This is a genomic window from Veillonella rogosae JCM 15642, assembly GCF_002959775.1.
GTDB classification, from domain to species: Bacteria; Bacillota; Negativicutes; order Veillonellales; family Veillonellaceae; genus Veillonella; species Veillonella rogosae.
This window is the reverse complement of record NZ_PPCX01000010.1, coordinates 221,460-246,635: the sequence shown is the minus strand read 5'-3', so window position 1 is coordinate 246,635 and position 25,176 is coordinate 221,460. Positions and strand designations below refer to the sequence as shown.

Annotated in this window: 25 protein-coding genes and 1 pseudogene; 22 read left to right on the top strand and 4 right to left on the bottom strand. The window is 38.2% G+C overall.

The annotated features are described in order from the left end of the window. The first annotated feature begins 318 nt into the window (after nucleotides 1-318). The 17 genes and pseudogenes from VRHSUH09_RS06370 (at nucleotide 319) to VRHSUH09_RS06290 (ending at nucleotide 11,297) form a co-directional block, all read left to right on the top strand. Nucleotides 319-681, top strand: coding sequence for a hypothetical protein (locus tag VRHSUH09_RS06370; RefSeq protein ID WP_054746991.1), 363 nt, complete (start codon nucleotides 319-321; stop codon nucleotides 679-681). Beyond that, nucleotides 629-1,069 carry an ankyrin repeat domain-containing protein gene (locus VRHSUH09_RS10515; protein ID WP_105081854.1) on the top strand — a complete coding sequence of 147 codons (441 nt, stop codon included), beginning with the start codon at nucleotides 629-631 and terminating at the stop codon, nucleotides 1,067-1,069. Before VRHSUH09_RS06370 ends, VRHSUH09_RS10515 begins: the two co-directional genes overlap by 53 nt. 214 nt (nucleotides 1,070-1,283) lie before the next feature. Beyond that, nucleotides 1,284-1,976, top strand: coding sequence for a hypothetical protein (locus VRHSUH09_RS10570; RefSeq protein ID WP_105081710.1), 693 nt, complete (start codon nucleotides 1,284-1,286; stop codon nucleotides 1,974-1,976). A 229-nt stretch (nucleotides 1,977-2,205) separates the two neighbouring features. Continuing rightward, the gene (locus VRHSUH09_RS06355; RefSeq protein ID WP_054746987.1) at nucleotides 2,206-2,769 is read left to right on the top strand and encodes a DUF4303 domain-containing protein; all 564 of its coding nucleotides are present in this window, start codon (nucleotides 2,206-2,208) and stop codon (nucleotides 2,767-2,769) included. Between the two features lie 231 nt (nucleotides 2,770-3,000). Continuing rightward, nucleotides 3,001-3,483 carry an SMI1/KNR4 family protein gene (locus tag VRHSUH09_RS06350; RefSeq protein ID WP_105081709.1) on the top strand — a complete coding sequence of 161 codons (483 nt, stop codon included), beginning with the start codon at nucleotides 3,001-3,003 and terminating at the stop codon, nucleotides 3,481-3,483. 63 nt (nucleotides 3,484-3,546) lie between these two features. Continuing rightward, on the top strand, nucleotides 3,547-4,182 hold the full coding sequence (locus VRHSUH09_RS06345; RefSeq protein ID WP_105081708.1) for an Imm43 family immunity protein: 636 nt from the start codon (nucleotides 3,547-3,549) through the stop codon (nucleotides 4,180-4,182). 344 nt (nucleotides 4,183-4,526) lie between these two features. Beyond that, nucleotides 4,527-4,631 (top strand): annotated as a pseudogene (locus tag VRHSUH09_RS10660) (polymorphic toxin type 34 domain-containing protein); the annotation flags it as partial. Then, complete coding sequence (locus tag VRHSUH09_RS06335; protein ID WP_054746980.1) at nucleotides 4,625-5,437, top strand: hypothetical protein; 813 nt, start codon at nucleotides 4,625-4,627, stop codon at nucleotides 5,435-5,437. The pseudogene VRHSUH09_RS10660 and the gene VRHSUH09_RS06335, both read left to right, overlap by 7 nt. 186 nt (nucleotides 5,438-5,623) lie before the next feature. After that, nucleotides 5,624-6,295 (top strand): growth inhibitor PemK, encoded by a 672-nt coding sequence (locus VRHSUH09_RS06330; protein WP_105081706.1) that lies wholly within the window; start codon nucleotides 5,624-5,626, stop codon nucleotides 6,293-6,295. 57 nt (nucleotides 6,296-6,352) lie between these two features. Then, nucleotides 6,353-6,607, top strand: a complete 255-nt coding sequence (locus VRHSUH09_RS06325) for an RHS domain-containing protein (protein WP_054746976.1) — start codon at nucleotides 6,353-6,355, stop codon at nucleotides 6,605-6,607. 214 nt (nucleotides 6,608-6,821) lie between these two features. Then, nucleotides 6,822-7,121 (top strand): MafI2 family immunity protein, encoded by a 300-nt coding sequence (locus VRHSUH09_RS06320; protein WP_054746974.1) that lies wholly within the window; start codon nucleotides 6,822-6,824, stop codon nucleotides 7,119-7,121. Between the two features lie 297 nt (nucleotides 7,122-7,418). Then, nucleotides 7,419-7,853 carry an SMI1/KNR4 family protein gene (locus tag VRHSUH09_RS06315; RefSeq protein WP_105081705.1) on the top strand — a complete coding sequence of 145 codons (435 nt, stop codon included), beginning with the start codon at nucleotides 7,419-7,421 and terminating at the stop codon, nucleotides 7,851-7,853. 178 nt (nucleotides 7,854-8,031) lie between these two features. Continuing rightward, nucleotides 8,032-8,265: a hypothetical protein gene (locus VRHSUH09_RS06310; protein WP_054746971.1), complete on the top strand. Its 234-nt coding sequence runs from the start codon at nucleotides 8,032-8,034 to the stop codon at nucleotides 8,263-8,265. 45 nt (nucleotides 8,266-8,310) lie between these two features. Beyond that, nucleotides 8,311-8,523 (top strand): hypothetical protein, encoded by a 213-nt coding sequence (locus tag VRHSUH09_RS06305; protein WP_238672549.1) that lies wholly within the window; start codon nucleotides 8,311-8,313, stop codon nucleotides 8,521-8,523. Between the two features lie 108 nt (nucleotides 8,524-8,631). Next, a complete protein-coding gene (locus tag VRHSUH09_RS06300; RefSeq protein ID WP_054746969.1) occupies nucleotides 8,632-8,955 on the top strand; it encodes a tetratricopeptide repeat protein in 324 nt (107 codons plus the stop codon). A 133-nt stretch (nucleotides 8,956-9,088) separates the two neighbouring features. Continuing rightward, entirely contained in the window at nucleotides 9,089-9,673 is a 585-nt protein-coding gene (locus tag VRHSUH09_RS06295) for a hypothetical protein (RefSeq protein WP_054746967.1), read from the top strand. 397 nt (nucleotides 9,674-10,070) lie between these two features. After that, nucleotides 10,071-11,297, top strand: coding sequence for an MFS transporter (locus VRHSUH09_RS06290; protein WP_009352425.1), 1,227 nt, complete (start codon nucleotides 10,071-10,073; stop codon nucleotides 11,295-11,297). Between the two features lie 190 nt (nucleotides 11,298-11,487). Here the strand turns inward: VRHSUH09_RS06290 and VRHSUH09_RS06285 are convergent, their stop codons facing one another. After that, on the bottom strand, nucleotides 11,488-12,285 hold the full coding sequence (locus tag VRHSUH09_RS06285) for a hypothetical protein (protein ID WP_245876000.1): 798 nt from the start codon (nucleotides 12,283-12,285) through the stop codon (nucleotides 11,488-11,490). 140 nt (nucleotides 12,286-12,425) lie between these two features. Between VRHSUH09_RS06285 and VRHSUH09_RS06280 the strand changes: the two genes are divergently transcribed. Then, a complete protein-coding gene (locus VRHSUH09_RS06280; protein WP_105081704.1) occupies nucleotides 12,426-12,974 on the top strand; it encodes an SGNH/GDSL hydrolase family protein in 549 nt (182 codons plus the stop codon). Between the two features lie 170 nt (nucleotides 12,975-13,144). Here the strand turns inward: VRHSUH09_RS06280 and VRHSUH09_RS06275 are convergent, their stop codons facing one another. Then, entirely contained in the window at nucleotides 13,145-14,119 is a 975-nt protein-coding gene (locus tag VRHSUH09_RS06275; protein WP_054746962.1) for a hypothetical protein, read from the bottom strand. 344 nt (nucleotides 14,120-14,463) lie between these two features. Here VRHSUH09_RS06275 and VRHSUH09_RS06270 point away from each other — a divergent pair, with 344 nt between their 5' ends. Next, nucleotides 14,464-17,976 carry a PD-(D/E)XK nuclease family protein gene (locus tag VRHSUH09_RS06270; RefSeq protein ID WP_105081703.1) on the top strand — a complete coding sequence of 1,171 codons (3,513 nt, stop codon included), beginning with the start codon at nucleotides 14,464-14,466 and terminating at the stop codon, nucleotides 17,974-17,976. Continuing rightward, nucleotides 17,966-21,880, top strand: a complete 3,915-nt coding sequence (gene addA / locus VRHSUH09_RS06265; RefSeq protein WP_105081702.1) for a helicase-exonuclease AddAB subunit AddA — start codon at nucleotides 17,966-17,968, stop codon at nucleotides 21,878-21,880. Before VRHSUH09_RS06270 ends, addA begins: the two co-directional genes overlap by 11 nt. Before the next feature lie 245 nt (nucleotides 21,881-22,125). Here addA and VRHSUH09_RS06260 read toward each other — a convergent pair whose 3' ends face one another. Next, nucleotides 22,126-23,067 (bottom strand): diacylglycerol/lipid kinase family protein, encoded by a 942-nt coding sequence (locus VRHSUH09_RS06260; protein WP_105081701.1) that lies wholly within the window; start codon nucleotides 23,065-23,067, stop codon nucleotides 22,126-22,128. 224 nt (nucleotides 23,068-23,291) lie between these two features. Between VRHSUH09_RS06260 and VRHSUH09_RS06255 the strand changes: the two genes are divergently transcribed. Beyond that, nucleotides 23,292-23,999: a GntR family transcriptional regulator gene (locus VRHSUH09_RS06255; protein ID WP_054746960.1), complete on the top strand. Its 708-nt coding sequence runs from the start codon at nucleotides 23,292-23,294 to the stop codon at nucleotides 23,997-23,999. A gap of 160 nt (nucleotides 24,000-24,159) precedes the next feature. Here the strand turns inward: VRHSUH09_RS06255 and VRHSUH09_RS06250 are convergent, their stop codons facing one another. Further along, complete coding sequence (locus tag VRHSUH09_RS06250; RefSeq protein WP_043006169.1) at nucleotides 24,160-24,555, bottom strand: helix-turn-helix domain-containing protein; 396 nt, start codon at nucleotides 24,553-24,555, stop codon at nucleotides 24,160-24,162. A 189-nt stretch (nucleotides 24,556-24,744) separates the two neighbouring features. Here VRHSUH09_RS06250 and crcB point away from each other — a divergent pair, with 189 nt between their 5' ends. Continuing rightward, the gene (crcB, locus tag VRHSUH09_RS06245; RefSeq protein ID WP_054746956.1) at nucleotides 24,745-25,125 is read left to right on the top strand and encodes a fluoride efflux transporter CrcB; all 381 of its coding nucleotides are present in this window, start codon (nucleotides 24,745-24,747) and stop codon (nucleotides 25,123-25,125) included. The last annotated feature ends 51 nt before the right edge of the window (nucleotides 25,126-25,176 follow it).

Here is a 25,176-nt window from a genome sequence, read left to right as displayed (position 1 = left end):
CCTATTGGTGGGGAGAATCTGTATGCTTTTGCGCCGAATGCGCAAGGGTGGGTTGATCCATTAGGATTATCCGTGCAATCAGAGAGTGCTCAACGTGGAATTGATAAAGCAACTAAGTATTTAAAAAGTAGAGGTTTTAAAATTTAATCAGATGAAGTAACAAATAAAGTTCTCGATAGAACAGGGGAAAAATTGAAAAGGTCCGAATTCGTCCTGATATAGTCGCAATGAAAGATGGAAAAATCTATTTTATTGAGGTAAAAAATAATACAGGACGATTAACGAAAGGTCAAAAGAGATCAGGGGTATTCAATTGTTGTGAAAATTATTATGAAAAACTTAGAAATTAAAGAAATTCTAATAGATTTAATATTATCTATTGACGATAAAGAAAATACATATAAGCTTAATACATTGCTTAATGAAGGATTAGATCCTAATCTATCATTCTCTTTTGATGAGTCTGACTCCAATCAGACTTTATTAGAACATTGCTGTCGTTTTGGCTTAACGAACTATGTCGACATTCTCATTAAGCATAGCGTTAAATTAGATATACTTACAGAAGATAATGAAACCGTACTACATTTATTAGCGTATAATATTTTAGATAACACCTTAAAGGAAAATAGTAATAAAACCTATAAAAAAAATTATAAAAAAACTGAAATACTTAATTAATCATCAGGATAGCGATGGAAGAACTCCATTAATGCTTGCTATAAAATCTGGAGATAAAGATAAAGCCAACTCACTAATAGAAAACGGAGCTAATGTGAGTATTGTTGATCATTGTGGCAATAACTGTCTTCATTTTTGCTTTATGGAAAACCATTCAATCAACTTGCAACTAGATTTAATTGATTTATTAATTCAGAAAAATGCTGACCCTTTACAAACTAATAAATTAGGTTTATCACCCATCAATTATTACTTAAAATTACACCCTCCCTTATGCCAAACACCTTTTTCAAAAAAGAAAGTAGAGAATGAAGAACTTTTTGTAGAATCAGAAGAAGGTATTTCACCAGGGAATATGAATATTAGAGATACTAAGTACAACACATAGGCTTTCCCAAGCTCTAACGCCCCCGTAAGGTCGTCTGAAAAATTTTCAGACGGCGTAAGTAATCATGTTCTTTAATAATTCGATTTCCACGGCTGCTGCCGCAACGGCTATTAGGAACAACTAATATTGAAGATAAAGCTGCACCTCAAGGTTAGGGGTTGCCTGGTGGACAAACACAAAAATATATTAATGACTTAGAAAGGTTACTAAGACAATGAATCAGGAGCAATTTATAAAAAAGATTAATATAGTTTTAGTCGAAATTGATAAAATGATTAATAATTGTGATGAATATAGTTATACAAATAAACAGCAGTTGATTTCTATAAAAAATGAACTATATGACATGATTAATTATCTAAATTCAGAAAGTATTTTTCAACAAAATAAAGGAAAAGAATTTTTATTGTCTCGGATAGTAATTGATTCTTGGCCATTTAATAATGAAGTTGGTAAACTCCTTGTAGAATTAGAAGAAGATTTCAATTCTTTGACAAGAAAAAATATAAAAATGTCTAAGTTAAAAATTTTGAATGAAACTCCTTTAGACTTTCAAGAAAAAAATTTTTTTGACGAATGGGAAGTCAGTTACCTTGATTTGATGGAAGTAAATCAAGGTTCTCCCTTAGTTGGAAGTCTATCCATTAACGGTCAAGTTATTATTAAAGAACAGGGTTTTGGAGGACCTTTGTTGTATTTCAATAGAAAAATATATATTCCAGTTTTCATTAGACGATTTTGCGTTGTTGGATTTAGGCTTGCAATATTAAATTTAGATGATTTATCAATTGAGTATATTGGGGGGATCGAAGACTTGGTTTATCTGAAAGAGATAAAAGATAATAGAATTTATTTCTATACAGATATATATAAAAGCACAGAAAAGAATTTAACTTTATATGAATAAATATAACTCAAGGCTATGCTGTAAACATCATAGCCAAAGGACTTTCATATTAATTAAATTTAAAGAATTTATTCAAAAGTATTGGATAAGTATAACAAAGCTCAAACAGATAGATACATGAGTAAGCAATTAACTAGAATTGGTGGTAAGGTTTTTGGAAAATACGGATCACGTAGTAAATGTGCATAGAAACTGATTGATAACAAAAACTTATAAAAGGAAAACTAAAATGAGTATTTTAAGTAATTATATAATTCAAGATTTAATCCAGAATGTATCTAAAGGAGTTACAGAGTCATTTAAATTTGTATTAGAAAGATATAATTCTAATGAAGTTTTTGCCTATACATTATATATTGATGACTATTGTTCATATCTGGGGTGGGCTGCTAACACTATTTCTCACTACGAAATAGAAAAAGTAATCTACTCAAAAGAAGATCAGCCTTTTATTAAATGGTATTACCCTCAATTTGCAATAGGACTTGGAGAGGTTCCTGAGAAAATAGATAGTATATTCAATAATGAGATTCAAAATATTCTTAATGATGCAAATACATTAATATCAGAAGATAATTTTGAGCAATATCAGGCGGAAGTATATGATTCAATTATAGAAGGATTTAAAAAAGCAATAGAAAATATAGATAAGAAAAAAACAAATAATGTCATATTTTTTGTTTCTATTGTAGATAGTGATAATTCTGAGATTATGGAAAATTATTCTGCTGAACAACTAAATTCATATGATAAATTTCTTACGTTCAAAAATAGATTTCAAAGCATACCGTAGCCCGTATGAAACCTCCAATCTCGACATAAATAAGAACGCACATCCTAAGATGGCTTTATAAAAAAATTAGGTTTAAAATTGGAGCAAGTAAAAAGTAATGGATTTTGCTTGTGAATATGATGAGAGGAAATCTAATCAAAATTTATAAAAATAACATTGAGGTAAGAAAACCTCTCCAAAAGAGAAGAGAGAATAAAACTGGTGCTTGTTAAATTGTTAAAGGAGGTTGTTATGCTTAGCTTTTATGATTGCGATAAAAATTTATCTGAAATTGATATCAATGATGTTGAGAAAAAATTAGAAGTATCTTTTCCATCTTCATTTAAGTCACATTATTTCAAATGGAATGGAGGTGATCCCAACCTTTCTTATTTTGTCAATGATAATATCGATTATGACTATATTGAAATTCGCGACTTCATTCCAATGAAATATTCTAAGCAATTTGAGGATGATCCAGATTTTACATTGGAAGGAAGAGCAATAAATGAATGGAAACTTAATGAGTTACCTAAAAATCTGATTCCTTTTGCTTTTGATTGGGGAGGGAATTACCTCTGTTTAGAAAAAAATAGTTGGCAAATTATTTATTATGTAAGGGACGTATGGAGTGAAAATATATCAAGAGAAGCTAATTTTAAAAAAAATTCAATTATTATTGCGAAATCATTTGATGAGTTTTTAAATTGTTTGGAAGAAAATCCTGATGATTAATAAACTGGCGTAGCGTCGTGTATATATAGTAAGTGTAACAAGCCATAATCTTAGGAGGGTATTATGAAAAAGTTATTAGTGTGGGGATATGCTCTACAAAGTATGGATAAAGCAGAAAAAATGGGATTACCACGAGTAAGTAGTGGAGTCTTAGGTATATCGGAGGTATTCAACCCTAAAAAAACACATCCTGATTTTGACTTTCCCTGGAGTTGGTTCGTAAAGGGGCAAGAAATTCCTCCAATGCCTGAAAAGGTTTATGTCTGCTTAAAGAAAGCAAGAGGTGTTACTTTTGATTTTCTTCCATATAATGATTTCTTTATCATGTCAGCGCGTTTTTTGGAATTTATAAAAAAATATGGGTTTGACTATGATTTTGGAATGAGTAAAGCAATTATTGTCAATACAAAAGGTGAGTTATTGACGAACGAAGTCTATTATTTAGTAAGAATAGTTAATTGGGAAATTGAGGATGAAATTGTTTACCCAGATTTAGCATTAGATGAAGATGATTTTTCACTGGAGGCATATACTAATTCAGATAAGGATATTTTATTGTCTTCCAATCACAATTATTCAGGAGCATTCATGGTATCAGAAAATTTAAAGGGTAAATTATTGGAAAAATTTTCTTTGCCTTTTCTTTATTCTTTGGAAGAGTGGAAGGAATTAAATAATTTAGACTCTTATTGGGATTAATATAAATCAAAGAAGTGTTGGATGAACTTTTTCCATCCCAACATCTACTCCCTCTCTCGTGGGAGAGGGCTGGGGAGAGGACAAAACGACAGCTACGAACCCTTGGCACAGGTCCGTACCCGGACCAATGAAGACAGCGAAAACCGCCAAGAAACCCACTACTTTCACCGCGACCAAATCGGTATCCCTCGAGAGATGACCGATAAAGATGGATCGACCCTAAAGGCTTGGCAGTTTTTGCAATACCCCTTATTGGCTCTGAATTGATTGCGTTAAGTAAAGCTGCGCTTGTAACTTTAGGTATAGGTATTATTTATGAATAAGGGAAAAAAGCTCTTGATACAGTAATGATGGCAGCAAATGGTAATCAAGTAGATACTGGGGTTGCTAATCAAGTTTATGAAAAAATAAATGAGTATTTTCAAAGCACGGAAAAAATAATATGGTAAATGATAGAATTTCAAGTTTTGACGCTTTTTTAGAATGTAAAGATCTATCAATCAATGACTTATTAGAAAAACTACTACATTCTAATTCTATTATTCAATATGAAGCAGCAAAAAGACTACAATTTTTTCAGTATAAAGAGATTATTGATATAATCAAAAACACCCTCTTAACAAGTCGATATAGTAAACATAGAGAAATTGCAAATTTTATTTTGGGACAAATACAAGAAGAACTTAGCACTACGGAATTGAAAGAAATTTTCTCTATATTAATTTACTCTATTCAAAATGACAAAAGTATTAAAGTGAAATCATCTGCAATATCTTCTTTAGGACATCTATTCAAAAAATATAATCTAGGAGAAGAAGCGTTTCGCACTATAGAAAATAATATTAGTTCTATTTGGAATATAAATAGATATTCTATAATTATTTCTATTGCATTTAGTTCTGCATATTTCCCAAAAAGAAATTATATAAAAGAATATCTTATAAAAAATTTAAACAACAAGCATCACAAAATTATTTCATGGGTATTGTATGGATTAAAAGGAAAACATTATAAATCAGAATCAATTGAAAATTTACTAATACATAAACTAAGCCAATTTAATGAAAAATCTTATATTTACAATGAAATTATTGCATTTTTAATTTCAATTAGTTCTAAAAAAGTTATCCCTTATATTAAAAAGACACTATTCACTCAAAGTAAAATCGATGATGAAATTTATACTGAACTCAAAAATAATTTATCGGATGAATTTGCGGAATTAAGAAAAAAATTATTGGAAGAATTTAAATAGTTTCTTGACGTACGCCTCAACCGCAAATCTGCTTTCGTCTTCAAAACCAGTATGCCGACCGTGAAACTGGACTGCATATATGGTTTCAACAAAAAATAAGGATAAGCAAACGGATGTGGGTTCAGCCAAAGGCGTTGCTAGCTTTATGACTTTAGTATTCAAAGATTGATTTTAAGGATGATAATTATGAAAAGTAAAGAATTTATTCAAGGGCTTATTGAATATTTAAAAAATAATTTGAATATTCCTGATGCTAATTTTCTAAAAGATAGGATTAAATTTAAAAAAGGAAAATATGTTTATGGTGAAATATCCTTTAGCAATTCTCGTACTTTCGAGGGGGTCATACTTCACCTATATGCATACAATTCTGAAATGGGAAATTTTTTCTCCCAAAATGTTCCTCCTTATGATAAATCGTCAAATCCATATGACTTAGTATTTGTACAACCATCTATCTCGCAGGCGCATTTTTTTAAAGCTCCCCCTATTACCTCATTTCCTTATGGAGATACCATTAAATTACCTGAATCTGAGAATGATGCAAAAAACATCTATCCAGATGTATTAAAGCATTTGCAACAAGATCATATTCCAATCATTATGGCCTTCCATTCCGGTAGCAAAGAAGTTTTAAAATATTTAGCACTTTATCCAGAGGCTTTTCGTTTTAAAGCATTAACCGCTATTTTTATTATAAATAAGAATGAATTACCACTAAATGATCCTTTAATACAGAATATTTTATTGTTTGATAAAAAAGTATTAGAAAATGATAATGGATTGTTTAGCAAGCATGATTTGATCTTCCTGGAAAATTCTTTTGACCAAAAATTAAAACAACAAATTATGCAATAATTAGTCTTTGTAACAAGCCGTAGCTCGCACAAAACTTTCAATCCTGACGTAGGGTGTATGTGGCACGCACGCGGTTTTTGTTTTTCAGACGACCTCGAAGAGGAAACCGGATTCGTTTGGGACGGCAGATATACCTATATCTACACCGATTCTGACGGCTACGCCCTCTTGGCCCAAGTCCGCGATTGGATAACCGAAGACGGTGAAAGCCGCCAGCAAACCCACTACTTCCACTGCGACAAAATCGGCATCCCAAGAGAAATGACCGATAAGGACAGCAATCTGTTGTGGTACGGCGAATACACCGCCTGAGGGCGTCTGAAAGAGGAAACCAAGGTAACAGATAGCGCATACCAGCCCTTCTGTCTGCAAATCCTCAGGATTTATTGGAAGTTATGTTGATAAGGATACAGGAGATGAGACTCCGACAGAATGGGGAATAATTCATTCATCCAAAAAAGAGCCCATATTATTCCTGCATTGCCTGATATAACATAAATTCTATATTTTATCTGAGGAATTAATTATGAAAAAAAAAGAAATTATTTTAAGTATGCAAACGGCTTTTCTTGGAGCAATTTGTAAAAAAGTCAGACTTATTGCATTTGATATGACTGAAGAATTATTTACTCTTTATGTATATATTGATTCGCCACTGACAGATGATGAGTATGAAGCAATAGATAGTGCTGTTACAGATGTATTGGCTGATTTTCCAAATTTTCTATATGAAAAAATATTTATTATTGAGAATAATGATAATATTCTTTTATTGAATAGGTATAAAGGATGTTTTTTTATGCGATTTGAAAATAAATTTGATTAAATAACTCGTTATCCCTACCGTTCAAGATAACCGCCTGAAAACCTACAACGGCACAAGTTACTACTACGATGACCTCGGCAACCTCTTATTGTTCGGCAACTACACTGGCTGGGGTCGTCTGAATGAGGAAATCAAGGTAACGGATAGCGCATACTAGCCCTTCCGCTTGCAAAACCAGTATTGCAATCGTGAAACAGGAAATAAATGCGGCATTGACAATAGAGATGAATTTAATCAATGGAAGCGCGAGTTCTGGTACGACCAAGCTTTAAAAGAATTATCTAGAAGAGGTATTAAATGATTAGTTACGAAACAATGAATTTACTTATTAAATATTTTCAAGATTACCCTGAGCTTAAAGGGATACCCGCTAGTAGTGAGGAAATTAAACATGCTGAAAATATTTTAGGAATAAAATTTCACGATGATTACATTGAATTTATTAAAAAATTCGGCGGCGCAAGCGCTGGTTTGGATATCCATGCTTTCCATAATTCAACATTAATTGGAAAAGAAACAGTTATCGAATTAACTCAGGGATTTCAAAAACTTTTAGAATTACATGAACAACCAATGAATAAACTTTATGCAATATCAGATGATGGTTCAGGTAATCCTATTTTAATGGATCAACAGGGACATATTTTTATTTATTACCATGATTCATCGGAAATGGAAATGTTATATGAATCACTTGATAGCTTATTTAAAGAAACATTGTTGGGGGAATAGCAAGTTGTAGCCCGTATGAAACCTCCAATCCCGACGTAAGTGTGCGCGGTACGCACGCAGCTTCTATTTTTCAGACGACCTCACTATCCTCTTTAAGATCGTCTGAAATATTGGTTCTTTAAGAATCTCATTACCAGTCATTTGCAAAATGTAGTTTCTCGAGGAGCATTATAATATTATGGAAATTAGAAAAGAGTCTAATGACTATATTATTAAATTTAACAACCATGAAGTCTTAGTTTTTTTTGAATGGCTTGTTAAGTTCGTTGAAAATAATCAAATTATTGATGAAGCTGAGCAAAAAATACTATATGACTTAGAGTGCTTATTAGAATCCACATTAGAAGAACCTTTTATGGAGAATTATAAAGATCTAATACATATAGCTAAAAAATCTATTATCAATAATTAGCAAGCTGTAGCCTGAACAAAAACTCTTAGTCCTAAGGAGTATTTTATGAAAATCAAAGAATTAATTGAAAAATTAGAACAAAAAAGATTTGGTTTTTGTTATGATAGTTTTATAGAAACTCATGCTACACCTGATGAGTCTCCCATTATTGCTAAGTCATTTACAGAACTACTGGAGAAATTGGTTTCCAATGAAAAAGAATGGTTTTGGTTAGATTCCTCTTTTCAAAGCTATGGTGATGCTTATGAAGATGAATAAGTAAGTTGTAGCCCGCATGAAACTTCCAATCCTGACGTAGGGCATGTGCGGTACGCACAGGTACACCCCTTTAATATCATGTAAACAACATCCGGAAAGAAATTTAAAATGACTAACTTTATATCAACAGGTAGTACTTATTGGCTTTCAGATGAAGAAATTCAAATTCTCGAAAAGAACGCCACTAATGGAGATAAAAACTCAGCATTCAAATTATATCAATACCATATGTTTGTATCTTTAGATCAAGATTCGGCATTTAAATGGCTAGAGATAGCGGCAAAAAATGGACATCCAATTGCCCAATCCAATTTAGCCGATTTATTTTTCACACAAGGCAATAAAGAAAAAGCCATATTTTGGGCTAAAAAGGCATATAGAAATGGTGCCAAACTACCAGACGAATTAAAAATATTGATAAATATCAATTAATTAATAAGATTTAGCGGATTATCGTTACAAACCTAAAACTTCTGGAGGAGGATTAAGAAAAGAAGCTAAGAAATTTCTTAGAAAATTGAAAAAAGTAGGTGAGAAATGCCCTTAAATTTTTAGGAGAATTTAAATGGAAAAAAATGGATACGTTAATTTTAACTTTTTAGATAGCAAATCCAATATAAATAATATATTAGTTGGGCTAGATTTAGACTATTCAAATAAAGTGATAGCGCCAGATGGTCATGAGTTAGCATTGGTTGCTTTTATACCAATTGAAAATCTATTAACTATTGCACCTCAATTTAAAACAGATTTTCAGGATATGGAATATAAAGATAAAGCAATTTACGTTTTTTCTTATTATGATAAAGAAGATTATTTTCTTGACTACATTACTGAAATTGACGATGCTATTCAAGGACACACGAGAGTGATCATCGGAGATAAAAATCAGTTCAAGTTTAACCTAGATAAATTTTATCCAATTAATCCTATTGAGAATTTAGATGAAATGAGTTTTCTAGGAGGACAACCTGAATATTTACAGCAAGAGAGTGATGATTTTCTAGAAAAATATATTTTCATAGGTCAAATCTTAGGAATGGATCTACCTGAAGAAGTAAATGAAATTTTTTATCTAACTGAGAACATCGGATATATTTTTATAAATCGAGATCTATCTGGTGGATTATTCTTCGTACAAACGACTTAAACAAAACTAAAAAGGATTTAACCGGACCAAAGAAGACGGAGAAAGCAACCAATACGAAATAGCTACTATCTCTTCCACAATTTAGAAAGCCCTTTAGGTTATGCCTAGAGGGTTTTATATATAGCTTTAATCTCGTACTTGTGCTATATTATTCGTATAATATAAATCTTTAGAGATTGGTTGGGCCATTTGTTGCCTGTTGCTCGTTTCTTTTGATTTATTAATATACTTGGTAAGGCAATTGGAGCCCGTTCCTTGTATAATACTAGAGATAACCCTTTATCTAATCGGTAGAGGGTTCTTTTTTATGTTATCCGTCATGCTTTGTATTTGAAAAAATCTTTCTATTTATAGTATGATTACTTTATATGTTTTTATTCTGTAGAAAGGAGCTCGTATGAATCGACTTAGTTTCTCGCGAACTCAGATTTTAATTCTCCTTAGCGTATGGCTCACGTTCTTGTTGAGTTTTGTAATGCGCTTATCTTGGTCTTCTGTTATGCCTATCCTCAACGAGGCTTTGCACTTTACTGCAAAGATGGGAGCACAGCATATTTCGGCCTTTTACTTTGGTTATGCCTTAACAGTATTGCCAGGTGGTATCTTAGCCGACAAAATTGGTTATAGACGAACTATCTTATTTAGCTTAATTGGTATGGCTGCTGTAACGGCTCTTATGAGTACCATTACAGACTACAACATGGCTTGGGGCTTGCGCTTCTTGTTAGGCGTTATGTCTGGTCCCGTACAAGCTTCTTGCTTGAGTGCAATCGGCGATCACTTTGGGCCTAACCAACGTGGTGCGGCTGTAGGTATCTTTATGAGCTGTACTTCCTTCGGTATTACTACTGTAAATCTTTACGCACCCTATGTAGCTACACATTACGGTTGGCAAACAGCATTCCTGGCTACAGCTATCTTGCCGTTGGCAGTACTCGTATTATGTTACTTCACGGTACGTAAGCCAAGTGCTGAAATCATGGCGCAACGCGAAGCAGAGGCTTCCGAAGCAGCGGCTAAGCTCGGCGTAGGTCAAACGTCCTTGAAAGAGAACTTAAAGCATATCCTTTCAAACCGTAATATTCGTTGTTTAGCCATCGCTGGTTTCTTTGCAACAGGTACAACTTGGGGCGTAACGCAATGGGCAAACTTGTACATGGTTAAACAATTAGGCGTAACCGCTATCTACGCAGGTCAAGTTATGAGTGTGTTCGGTACGGCAGCACTTATTGCAAAACCAACCATCGGTATCTTGTCCGATATTTTACCAATCAAGAAAAATCATTTAGCCGCGCTTGTTATGTTCCTATTTGGTCCGGCTTTGATCTTATTCGCTAGTACATCCAATCCGAATATGCTCTTCATTACAGGTCCAATCCTCGGTATTGGTGCTTTCATGCACAGTGCCTTGACTAATGCTCTCGTAGTTCAATCCGCAGCACCTCATTTACGCGGTACCACAGCGGGCTTCGTAAACTTATTCAACCAAATCGGTGCTCTCTTGGCGCCACTTCTCTTGGGCAATGTCCTCGTTATGACGGGCAGCTACCAAATGTCCTTGATGTCCATCGCTATTGCGCCTGTAATCGGTGCATGTGCATTGTTCTTTATTCGTCTTAAATAATGTGAAAGCATCTAATTAGGATATATAGGTACATAAAAGTATAAATACTATAACAAAAGAGGACCCGTATGGGTCCTTTTTTGTAGTCTTGTATTCTATTAGGTAAGCTTCAAACTAATGAAAAACCTAGCTAATGTAATCGTAGTATAAACTCATATCTAAGGGATATAGTTAGAATAGAGATACGTTCCTATGGTCTAGGAGGCGCATTATAATCTGGTTGTGGGCCCCATTGACTCATAGGTGTGTTCGGATCTGGTAAATCTTGATTTTGTATATCAAGAGCCCAATCAGGGCGTGGTCCTGTTGGCGGTGGTGGAGGAACTGGTCCATATACACCTAGTTTAGATGGCGCTAAGCGCGGTTGATGATACGCATAAGGCGATTCTAGTTGGTTCAGTGGTTTATATACACCTTCAGGTGGTTGAACGCCAAATAATGGTTTCTCTGCCGTAGGAGCAGGGGTGTTCATCGGTTTATATGGGCGTGGTGGCACATAGGGATTTGTGAAGGTATATGTGATTCGCTCCATTTCTAACGCATTGTGCAAGATAAACTGACCTATTTCAGCGACGGCTGAACCTTTCGGAGCTACGCGAGCACCTGTAGATAAAACGGAGCGGTGATTGTCTGCCATTCCAATAGGGGCACCATTTACTTGGTAGAATTTAGCAGGAGCCACATGCCAGTCCATGAGGTAAATGTCTTTAGACGTTTTACCACGATGGTATGTATAATTAGTCATATAGTCTGCAATAATGTTTTGTTGCTTATATAGACTAATAGTACGAGCGTGTAATGTATTATACGTTGGTCCCGCTTGTGCTAGATTGATGGTACTCAAGTCGATATACACAGTCTCAGTAGGGCTATTATAAGCAACTTGGAATTGGGTAGGTTTATTTTCTAATTCGTATTGTGAAATAGCACTAGCTGTTTGAAGACTAGCCAGAGCAATCACTAAAAAGGGATATAGTTTTCTCATCATTGACCTCTCTTATGTGGAAATAGTATACCATAGTCATAGGTGTAATTCCATGAAGAGTGCATATAAAATTCTATATTATGTATATTGTGTATAACATGCTTTTATTATATGATTAATGCATAGTTACAGGAGGGATGAATATGGAAATCATCTGTTTTGGCGACAGCATTACGCGTGGCTACGATGTGCCTTATGGACGTGGGTGGGTTGAAATCTGCGATGCATCTATTGAGAGTGTAAACTTTACGAATTATGGGGTAGATGGCTGCTCTGTACAAGCCATGATTTATAATATTGAAAACTGGGCGGTTACGGCTGTAGCCAATCTAACGCGCCATATCTTCTTAATGTGTGGTACCAACGATATCTTACAAGGTCGAGATAGTGCATATGTGTTCAAGACTCTGGTGAAAGCCATTGAATTAGCTAGCACAAAGGGACAGGTTATTATTGGTTTGGAAACGCAAATCGACAGCGATATGGATGGTTTAGACCTCATCGTACGAGAGGTTAATGAACAGCTAAAAGCATACGCAGCAGCTCATGATATTAAGGTCATAGATTTCTATACGACCTTGTTTGAAGCGGATCAAATTGGACAAATCGTCTTTGCTGGAGAAGTACATCCCAATGAGCTAGGCTATCGCTTGATGGCTTACAAAGCACTAGAAATTTTTACAAGATTATAGACTTTTTACAAGGTCTAAAGATCTTTAGACGGTTTTGACGTCTTTACATGACTAAAAAAGTCCCCTAATGAGCAACCTCATTAGGGGATTTAGTGATTTATAGTCTTTTTTCATGAAAGCTTATGGCTTTCACAAGTATAATTAAATTCGTAACGAATTAGTAGTTAGAATTAGCGACGTGCGTTGCCAACCTTAGCGGATTGAGCGATTGCGTATGCAGTGCCTTTTACTAAGTCGTAAGCATCAGCACTGTTGCCAGATACTGTTACAGCAGCTACAGTGTCTTCAGTTACTGCGAACAATGCAGTTGCATAAGGGTGTTGTGCACCATTTGGTACAGTTACAGCACCGGATTTAACGATGATGTAACGGCCGCTGTTGTTGAATACGTCGTAATGAGCAGCTTGTTTTACACCATCATAGCTTTCATTGTAAGCGAACAATGCAGCTACTTCACCACCTGCTACTTGACCAGTTTGTTGCATGGAACGCAATTTAGCAGCTGCTACAGCTGTTGGTTGAGTCATGTTAACAGTGATACGTAAAGAGTTGTTGTTTACAACTGCTTCAGTGATTACGTTTGTAGAGAATACATTCGCAACACCGTCACCAGCACGATTATAAGTGCTAGCAGTTTTCACTTGGTAGCCATTAGTGTATGCAGGCAAGTCATATGTGTAAGTTTTGCCGTTCAACAATAAGTCGAAAGCATTTAATTGGTTAGTTTTGTAACGAGAAACGTATGCACTGCCGTTGCCATTAGCTGTTACGGAGTTTACAGTTTCTTGGTATACAGGTTGGTAGCTAGGTGCGATAGGGTCCATGATTTGAAGACCTACAGCAGTTGTTTGAGGTGCTACGAAGATTGGATCGCCCAATTCTTTAGATACAGGCATTTGTTGAGCCATGTCACCTGCTGTGTAAGGAACCGCTGGCAATGGTTTGTAACCAGGGCGTGGTGCACTTGTTACGTAGCCAGATTGGTAAGCTGGTGTAGCCGCTTGAGGTGCTGCGTAAGTATATTGCTCTGCTGCAGCGCGTTCGTAAGCGCGTGCATTAGCATCGATGGATGCAGCGAAAGCGGAGAAGGACATAGTTGTAGCCGCGAATACTGCGAAAGCAGCTGCTAAATGTTTTTTGTTCATAATAATTCACTCCTAAATACATGATTTTTACAAATAACACAAATACTAACATGTATTATATATGAAATTCTGTTAATTGTAAATAAAATATAAATTTTTTTCTTAATTATAAACAAATATAATCAAATGAGTCAAATATTGTACAATTAGCTTAAATTAACCCCAGAATTAAGCACAGAATGTCATATTACTATATAATAGTATTTATGAATAATGACATTATTATATCGAAAAAAATAGTTTTAGGCTAGACCTAAGAACAAGAAATATATAAATAAGATGAAATTTGCGAATTATATAAATTATATAAACTGAGATGGTGAAAGTTTCACTAGGGAGGTCTCATGAATATTAGCGTCTATTATGGACGAGCAGGATCAGGCAAGACACGTGCCGTATATGAACGGATACGTCAAGTGATGACCGATTGTCCAGGGGAACCCATAATCTTACTCGTTCCTGAACCAGCTACCTATCGGGTAGAGAGGGAACTTGCTGAATTTATGCCTGAAAAAGGCTTTACTACGGTTCGTGTCGTAGGCTTTGGTCGTTTGGGGTACCAAGTATATCAATCCATAGGCTCCAAAGGGGCCGGTCAATCAAGCTTATCTAGCTTTGGCCGGTCGATGTTGTTGCGCCTTGTTATGAAACGAAAACAAAAGGAGCTAGGTCTCTTAGAACAGGCTACTAAACGTCCTGAGTTTTCTTCTGTATTGCAACAGCTCTTCTCTGAGTTTCGCGCATTCCGCGTCGGTCCTAATGACCTTGAACGTGGGGCACAGTCCGTAAAAAATAAAGTATTACAAAAGAAATTGCGCGAACTTGCCATCTGTATGGCTGCCTATGAGGAGGAAATCACTCGTCATGGGGAGCGCGATATCGATCCTATCATGGAAATCGTTGAGGCTTTGCCTCAATCTCCTCTGATGGAAAATAGCCATGTCTTTATCGATGGCTTCCATTGGTTTACACCTACACACTACGAGTTAATCTATACCTTGTTTGAGTTGGCGAAGGAAGCAGTTATTACCATTGACTTGCCAATGGCTCCAAAGGCTTTACATATTGCACGTCGAGGGGAACATCTCTTTAGCCGTCCTTTAGAGATTTATGACACCTTAGTGGCTCGTTATGGTTCTAGTATTAATTGGGTTGGTTTTGACGGGAAACGGGGCCCTCACATCGTTCAAGAATTAGAAGCGAATTACTTTACTAGCCCTAGTAAGCAAAATTCTACGGATACTACTGTTCCACTCATTCGTGGTTACAACCGAGAACGAGAGGCTGATGCGGTGGCTCGCCGTATTTTAGCCTACGTAGAGTCCTCTCCAGAGGCACGTTACCGCGATGTATGTATCATGCTTCGCGAGTCGGAAACGTACGGCGATACCTTAGAGAAGGTCTTCAGTCGTTATGGTATTCCGCATTTTATCGACCGCCAGCGGCCTATGAAAAATCATCCATTAGGCGAATTGTTGACAGCCCTCTTTGACATCGTGCGCCATAACTACAGCCGAGACAGCATGTTCCTCCTGCTCAAAACAGACTTGATGCCCCTTACTCGTGAGGCCGTAGATGAATTAGAGAATTATGTTCTTGAATTTGGTATTGACCATTATAAATGGGAACGTGAAAGCTGGCCGTATTTACGAGGCTTTCATGAGGGGCAAGATGAAGAAGGGCACGCTGATGCACCTCGTAGAGCACGTGTTAATAAAGCACGACAAACTATTATGGAGATCCTATCCCCATGGTTTGACTTTGCCGCTCATAGCGAAGGACATACGGGCGCTGAGTGGGGTGCGCAGCTGTATGGTTTGTTAGAAACCTTACAAGTGCCTGAGCGTCTCTATGAATGGGCAAAAGACGCTGAAACGGTGGGGGATCAAGAGTCTAAAGCCAGCCATGAACAGATGTACAATGCGGTTATTTCTTTCATAGATGAAATCTCTATGGTCATGAAGGATGAAGTGTTGACCCTAGATGAGATGATGTTGCTCCTCGAAGAAGGCTTGAGCGATGTAAATTATTCCATGATTCCTCCGTCCTTAGATCATGTGGTAATCACTACCATCGAACGTGGTTATAGCCAATGGTGGCCTAAGGTATTTGTAATGGGCCTCAACCAAGGTGTATTCCCACAAAGCATGGGTGATGAAGGCCTTATTAAGGATAAAGAACGTCAGGAATTGGCGGAGGCCGGCATTACTTTGGCGGAAGGGGCGTTGCCGAAGGCTTTCAACGAAAATTTCCTATTATACCTAGCTATGACGCGAGCATCCGATTCCTTGACGCTGTCCTATGCAAGTTCTGGCGAAGATGGAACAGGCCTTGAGCCATCCCTCGTGGTGAAACGACTAGAATCCCTTGGTTATGTAGATAAGGCGGTAGAGATTCCACTCTCCATTGCACCTGATACTGAGTCGGATTATGTATGGAGACCTTTACAGAGTTTGTCCCTGTTGTCTGAGCGCTGGGGCGCCCTCTTTAGTGGTCATGAGGTCAATCCATTGTGGTGGGGCCTCTATAACTGGGCTCGTGAAAGCGACACCTACCGACCTCGTTTAGGTGAAGTATCTCGTGGTATTCGAGACAATAATGATGTACCTGTCATTACAAAGGATTTAGTGAATGGATTGTTCCTATCTAAAGGCTATATGTCTGGTTCTGTGACGCGTCTAGAGAGATATCAGCAATGTCCGTTCAAGTTCTATGCTCAATATGGTTTAAAACTAGAACCGCGTCGGGTGCGCTCCTTTGGTGCTCCTGAAATAGGTACATTCCTTCATGCTAACCTAGAGCGTTTAGGTAATTATCTATTAGATAACAATAAACAATGGCGTGACCTTAACGAAGAGGATCAACATAACTTGTGCCGTACGGTAGCGGAAGAAATTTTACAAGAGAATCAGGGCGGCGAGGAAACGAGTGATGCCTACCAAAAGGCAATCGAGCAGCGTGTACAACGAACATTACATGTGACGGTAGATCGCCTTGTGGAGTGGTCGAAGCGCAGTGATTTTGATACGAAATACTTAGAGCAAGATTTTGGCCGTCAAGGTGGCTGGGATCCAATTCGCGTACCCCTTGGGGAAGACCGTTATTTACGCCTCATCGGTCAAATTGACCGCATCGATGAATATACAAGAGATGGTCAAACCTATGGCATGGTTATTGACTACAAATCGGGCGGCGCCCATGTGACGGCCCAAGATGTATACTATGGGCTTAAATTGCAGCTTATGACCTATCTATTGGCCTTAGAATCCGCTTATGGTAAAACGCAAGGCGAATCTATAGCTCCTGCGGCTGTGGTGTATTCCTATGTGAAAAATCCTAAAATTCCTGCCGATGCGCCTATATCTTATGAAGATGCAATATCTTTGGCTAAAGAAAGCGATGCATGGCAAAACAGTGGATACTTCTCTGATGATATCGAGTTGTTGACGCATATTGACAATAAATTTTTGTCCTATGGAGCTAAACGGGGACCATATGTACCAATCGCTACGAAAAAGGATCAAACTATTTCTAGTAGAGATTTACGTAAGGTTAAGAATCCTGGCGAATTTGACGTGATGTGTCGTTACACCAATCACGTAATGGCTGACATCGGTCGCCATATCGGGGACGGTCAATTCCCAATTCAGCCTTACCAGTTAAATAAGAATAGACCTTGTACATACTGTGATTACAATACTGTATGCCGTTTTGACTCTAGTCGAAATCGATATAATTATTTGTCTAAACTGTCCGAAGCTGATGCGTTAGAACGGATGAAAGAGGCTCTAAACGACGGAAATAACAGTAGCGATAGAAATAATAGTAACGAAGGAGGTGAAAACCATGGGTGTTAAATGGACGCCAGAGCAGGAGTCTGCCATCATAGCGCCTAAGGACTCGTCCTTAGATAATCAAACTTTGCTAGTCGCTGCAGCTGCTGGCTCAGGCAAAACGGCGGTTCTCGTAGAGCGTATTATTACTCGTCTTAAAGACATGGATAACCCGTTATCTGTTCAAGAGCTCATGGTTGTAACCTTTACAAAGGCGGCAGCTCAAGAGATGAGTGCTCGTATTGGTCTTGCTTTGGCTAAAGCCATGGAATCCACCGAGGATGCAGCCATGCAAGAGCGCCTTGAACGACAGCTCAACCTGTTGCCATCTGCTCATATTTCTACATTGCACTCCTTCTGCCAATGGGTGATTCGGTCTTACTTTTACAAGCTAGATATTAACCCTACAGCTCGTATCGGTAACGAAGCAGAAATGGCATTGTTACAACAAGAGCTGCTAGCTGATTTATTAACTAAATCCTATGAAGAGGGCCTTTATAATATCTATGAATTGGCGGACTTCTTCAGCGATGATAAATCGGATGCAGGCTTAACGGCGAAGATTATGTCTTTATATAACTACGCCATGTCTCTCGCTAATCCTGATGGGTGGCTACGAAAATCCTTAGAGCCTTATAAAGAGGCTATGACTGCAAACCCAAGTGATACACTATGGGGCCAATATATGTGGGATAACCATGTAGCTGTTATCGACCGCATTCGCGAGCGCTTAGAGCGGATGGAACAAATCTTATTGGATCCAGTGGGGCCTCATAAATGGCAAAACATATATGATAACCAACTAGCTGCACTAGGCATGCTTTCATCAGCTCAAACTTGGGATGATATGGGTGAAGCTTGTAAGCATACGGATACCTTTATTAAGGACCAGTTCCGCATGGGGTCAAAAGAGGCACAAGCCTTTGATCCTATATTGGTAGCAGAGTTTAAATCCTTAGGTTCCCAAAATAAAGATGACCTTAAAGCGATGCAAGCTTCTGTGTTTACCGTGCCAGAAGCTACCTTGCAAGACCAGTTCAAGGCTCAATATCCAATCATCGAAGGTTTAGTAGAGCTCACGATTGCGTTCCATAAGGCGTATCGAGATATGAAACAAGAACAAGGTATCATGGACTTTAGTGACTTGGAGCATCTATGCTTAGCCCTTCTCGTTGAGCCGGGCACAGAGGATGATCCTCAGCCGTCCGATGTAGCGAAGGAACTGCAAGATACTTTCAAAGAAATCATGGTCGATGAATACCAAGATACGAACGGCGTGCAAGAGACGATTATCAACTTGATTTCTCGCGTCGATAACAGGTTCTATGTAGGGGACGTGAAGCAAGCGATTTATAGCTTCCGTATGGCCGACAGTTCTCTATTTATGGAGAAATACAATACCTACGGTGACACTGATGCGGTAGAGCGCCGTATCGACCTAGCAAAGAATTTCCGTTCTCACGAAAATATTTTGGCTGCTACGAACTTCTTGTTCTATCAAATCATGACGGAAGAGGCGGCAGAGCTCAATTATACTGAGGCAGAATCCCTTATTCCTGGTCGCATCGTAGAGGATGCACCGGAGGATTGGGTTGGAGGAGACGTGGAATTGCAGCTCTTAGATGTTAGTAAGGATACCCTCAGCGCTAGTGAAAGCGACGAAGACGAAGGGGATGATCCTGAAAATAACGAGCGTGAGCTAGATTTCATCATTCAAAAGATTAAGGAAATTCACGGTGCCAAGAAAAAGGTGCAAAATCCAGATGGTACGTTCCGTCAAATCGAGTGGCGCGATTTTGCTATTTTGCGCAGATCCTTGGCTGGTTGGGGCACTCGTGCTGTAGAGGCTATGCGCCAAGCGGGTATCCCTGCGGTGGTAAACGAGCGAGATGGCTACTTTGAAGCACAGGAAATCCAACTTTTGCTAGCGTTGTTATCCATCATAGATAATCCGGAACAAGACTTGCCAATGGCAGCAGTCTTGCACTCTGGTCTCGTTGGCCTTGATGCAAATGAACTAGGTGCACTGCGCCTATCTGGAGATGGTTCTCTGTGGTCTCTCATGCCAGCCTATGCTGAAGAGGCTCAAGATGAGCGTTTATTAGCGATTATTGACCATATGGAGCGTTGGCGTACCTTGTCGCGCCGTCACGGTGTAACAGATTTGCTATGGGATATTTACGAATCTCAAGATTATGTAAACTATGTAGGTGCCATGCCGAATGGTCTCGTGCGACGTGCGAATGTACTCGCTCTGTATGACCGAGCTAAGGGCTATGAGGCATCTGGCTTCCGTGGACTCTTTAGATTCTTGCGCTTCGTTGAAAGCTTGCGCGATAGCAACCAAGATATGCCTCTTGCCAATGTGGTGAGTGAAGCGGACAATGTGGTGCGCCTCATGACCATCCACAAGAGTAAGGGCCTTGAATTCCCTGTGGTGTTCTTATCTGGCGTTCAAAAACGGTTCAATATGATGGATCTTCGTTCAGAGCTCCTCATCGATAAAAACGCAGGACTTGGTCTTAAGGGATACTTCCCAGATATTCGGGTGTCTTTCCCAACTATGCCGTGGTTCTACGTGAAAGACGTCAAAGAGGCGGCCCTCAAAGCAGAGGAACAGCGTATTCTCTATGTAGCGTTAACACGGGCTCGAGATAAATTGTTCCTAACGGGCTTTGTAAAGGGGTTCAAGAATTCTGCAGGTAAATTATCTAGTCTTGGGGAACTCATTAACAATGTTGCCGCTGTAGAAGGCCAACAGTTGCCGACGGATATTATCACCCAAGCTAATACGTATTTAGAATGGTTAATTATGGGCTTTACCCGTCATTTAGACGGTGGTAACCCATTACGCGTAGCCATTGAGTACGAAGGACCGACCTATTTTGACTTACCAGATAAAAAATGTCATATCAAGGTCGAAATCCACGATGGCTCTCTCTACGGTGACCTCGATTATAAAGCAGATATCGATGAAACTACCATCAATAAGGTACGAGAATTGCAAGCTGTTAATTCCGTGGAACTGCCACCGGAAATCGAAGACCGTTTTAACTATACCTATCCGTACAGCGACGCTACGCGGCGCACGGCTAAGATTTCCGTCAGTGAATTGAAACGACGATTCCAAGAACGAGAACTTGAAGCAGGCACTATTGATACCCTAAACGAACCGATTATAACGGTAGATGCAGGGGCTAAACGAGCCGTTTCAGATGCAATCTTAGGTCAAGCTATTAAGCTAGATATTCGTAATGCTAATAGCGATGCTACAAATAATGCTGATAGCGACGCTACAAATAATGTTGATAGTGATGCTACAAGTAATGATACTGTACCAACTATTACAGTTTCAGCTGATGATTTAGCGAATTCCGTATTCGGCCGCAAGCCTCAAGCACTGCAGTCCGAAGAGGATGTGTTGACGGGGGCTCAATGGGGTACCTTGATGCATGAGGCCATGCAATGGCTTCCTCTTGCACAGTATACTCAAGCTTCTTTAACGAAAGAGCTTGATGCACTTGTAACGAAAGGGACTTTCACAGAGGAAGAACGAAATCTATTGAGTGATACAAGCCTCTATAAATTCTTTAGTTCTGACCTTGGGAAGCGTCTTATCAATGCGAAGCGCATAGAACGTGAATTGCCGTTCAGTATGCTTTTTGAAGGGAAACGCGTATATGATACCTTAGAGGATGGGGAAGATCTATTCCTCCAAGGTATTATCGATACTGCCTTTGAAGAGGACGGTGAGTGGGTTCTCGTAGATTACAAGACAGACCGCGTCAAATCTGGGGAAGACCTCATCAAGCGCTACAAAATACAAATGGACCTCTACAAAGAGGCTTTGCAGCGATTGACGGGGATGCCTGTGAAAGCATGTTATATCTATAGCTTCCGCTTGCATGATGCAATCATTATAGATTAGCCTATAAAAATCCTATGATTGGCATAAGGCTGTACTTATGCGTAGTGTATAAATCTATACAGATGTAGCCTATAGTCTAGCAAATATAAAAAGCTCTTTATCCTTGGATAGAGAGCTTTTGTGTTATAGATTACTATATAGTTTCGTGTTATAGATTACTATATAGTTTCGTGTTATAGATTACTATATAGTTTTGTGTTATAGGTTGCTATATAGTTTCGTCTTATAGATTTCTCTACAAGTACTTAAATGTGCGGTAGTTTAGGCAAATTCAAAGCCTTTTTCTTTTTGTGTTTTGATGGGGCAAATACTTTTAATACCCGTGGCAATACTTCGATATCTACTGGCATAGATGGGCCTGGATCGCCATCCATATTGGTTGCTAAATCATCAATATTAGATAAGAGCTCGATGGATGCTTTATTCACAGTTAATGTAGTTGTATAACGAGAGTTATAAATGGCACCACTAATGATGAGCGGTATTACGCTGAGAATATCGAGAATAAAGTATTCTTTGAAGATGATGATACGCATGTAGCCATCATCGACAGAGGCTTCAGGCATAAACCGTTCAAAACTAGATACTACATTGGTAAGCAATGCTAAAACGAGAGGGGATTTACAGATAAAGTCGTCGTTCTCCGTTTTGATGCGGTATGTATAGTCTTTAGTGGTAAATAACGCTTGGCCTGCGCGCAAGAAGTAGGCGAGAGGGCCGAGTATGCTTTTCTCCTTTGGCGTAACCTCTTCTACTACCTTAGGGATAACGCCTGCTGCGATGTTGTTGCAGAAATATTTGTCATTGCAACGACCAATATCAATTGTTCTTGTTTCATTGATATCGATGCGTTTGATCGCTTGAGTTGGATTTTGGTGAATCCCAAGTGCGCGAGACATATCGTTAACAGTTCCAACAGGGATAAAGCCAAAGGTAGATTTGAATCCCCCTTGAGCAATGCCATTGACAGTTTCGTTAACAGTACCGTCACCACCCATGCAAAATACTGCATCGAACCCGCGTTCGCAAGCGTCTTTAGCAAAACGTGTCGCATCGCCTTCACCGGTGGTGAATTTGACCTCAATCGTTTCGAATAAGGTGCTCAATTTCCATTGTAAGTCGAGGGCATACCGGCGTGCCGCCCCGCCCCCTGATACAGGATTGATGATAACCAAACAACGGCTCATAGTGTACTTCCTTACTTTCAAAAATGAGATATAGCTAGTATCTATTGTTAGATTACTAGATTGACAGTTTTAGATATGAGTTTTATAATTATTTTGTATACACTGTATTAGATATTGTGTGCAACATATTTTATAAAAATGTTTCGTATAATATATTATACTCATTTTAACCGTTCTTTGAAAGTGTGAAAGATAGGATGAGTATTAAGGTTTAGGGGATTTAAATGGGAAGACAAGATTCTAAAGATAGATATAATTTGTCCGCAGTGGACTCTATTGAACGATTGCCACTTAGCGAACAAGTATATTTAACATTAAAAACAGCGATTTTAACAGGCGAATTGATGCCTCAAGAAAAGCTAAACGAAGTAAAGATTGCAGAACAGTTACAAGTGAGTGCTACACCAGTACGTGAAGCATTCCGTAAATTGGCTAAAGATAACCTCGTAGTTATCGTTCCTTGGAAAGGTGTTACTGTAAAAGCAGACACTCCAGAGGAAATCATTGCATTATATCAAGTGCGCGAAGTAATGGAAGGTCTTGGTGCAAGACTGTGTGCACGTCATGCTACAGAAGAACAAATTAAAGAATTGCGAGATATTTGTAAAGAAATGCATAAAATCGAAGATGCTACAGAACGCGTTGAGATTAACAGTCGTTTCCATACAATGATTGCTCATTACTCTGGTAATGAACGTATCGTAGACTACTTAGCAAGCTTCCGTGAACGCGTTAATCGAGACATGTACATCAGCTCCTTCAATGCAGTTCGTACACATGATTGCGATGATGAACATGATCAAATCGTAGACGCTATCGAACGTCATGACGAAGTAGCGGCAGAAACAGCTATGCGTCAGCACATCAACAATGCATTTATCTTCAAAAAAGCAAATGCTGAAGTGCAACACAAAAAACTTAATGAAGTATAATGTCTAACGTGCCCATAGGCATAATGACACAAAAGGCTCCGCCCATGGCGGAGCTTTTTTGACTGATAAAACAGTTAAATCAGTTAAACCCGTTAAAATAGTTAATCTAGTTAATCTAGTTTATCTAGTTAATCTAGCTAATTTAGTTAATTTAAGATAACTAATTAACATGAGTTTTTTTGTGTAAGTTGTTAACGGTTTGGTTTTTGGTATGGTTTAGAAACTCTAGCCTCTTGTAGTGTGATGTTAGGTGAGCATTGCAGTTTTTATAGTCGACGATGCGCAACCGCACTAGTTGGCCTACGTCGATTTGAAAGGCTTGAGCGATTTTAAACAAAATCTCTAAGGACATGCCAGAAATGCCCGTGCCACACTCTAGTTTGCTTAAATAACTGCGGCTGATGCCGACGTGGCGGGCTAACTCATGTTGGGACATATTTAGAGATACGCGGATATTGGCGATTTTATGGCCTAAACATACATATTGATGTTGTAAAATTGGATCTTCGTACGTATTAATCCGCAGTTCGGTCAATGGTGCCGTTGAGGGGTTCATAGGGACTCCTTCCTTTTCCCGACTCTCTAAATATAGTATACTGAGACTGTTAGCGATTGACTAATATAGAAAACTAGATAATTATCGGTTATTACAGATAATTACACGAATTGTGAAAGTCTTACTACCTATATACTTTGGTACTGTGACCAAAGCAGTTAATATGTTGTTGTAAATAGAGGAGGCCTTATGGAAAAATATATAGCCGTTGCTCTCGGTGGAGCTGTAGGTGCATTATGCCGCATGGCTCTTGGTGAATGGGTGATGACAAAGGTGGGCTCCTTTCCGTATGGTACGGTCGTAGTTAACCTTATCGGTTGCCTCATCATCGGCCTCGTGTTAGGGCTCTACATGCAAAAGCCAGATTTACCACAATGGGCTAGATTCTTCCTTGTTGTAGGCGGTCTTGGCGCTTTCACTACCTTTTCTACCTTTGCCTTTGAAATGCTACAACTCATGATGGCTGAGTCCTATGTACAAGCCTTATTCTATGGCTTTGTACAAGTTGTAGGCGGGTTAATTCTTTGCTGGTTTGGTGTAGTATTGGCGCGTATGCTCTGGGCTATCTAATCCAAGCGAATAAGGTGACTTGAGTTACAGCGTAAATACATCGATTTTTAT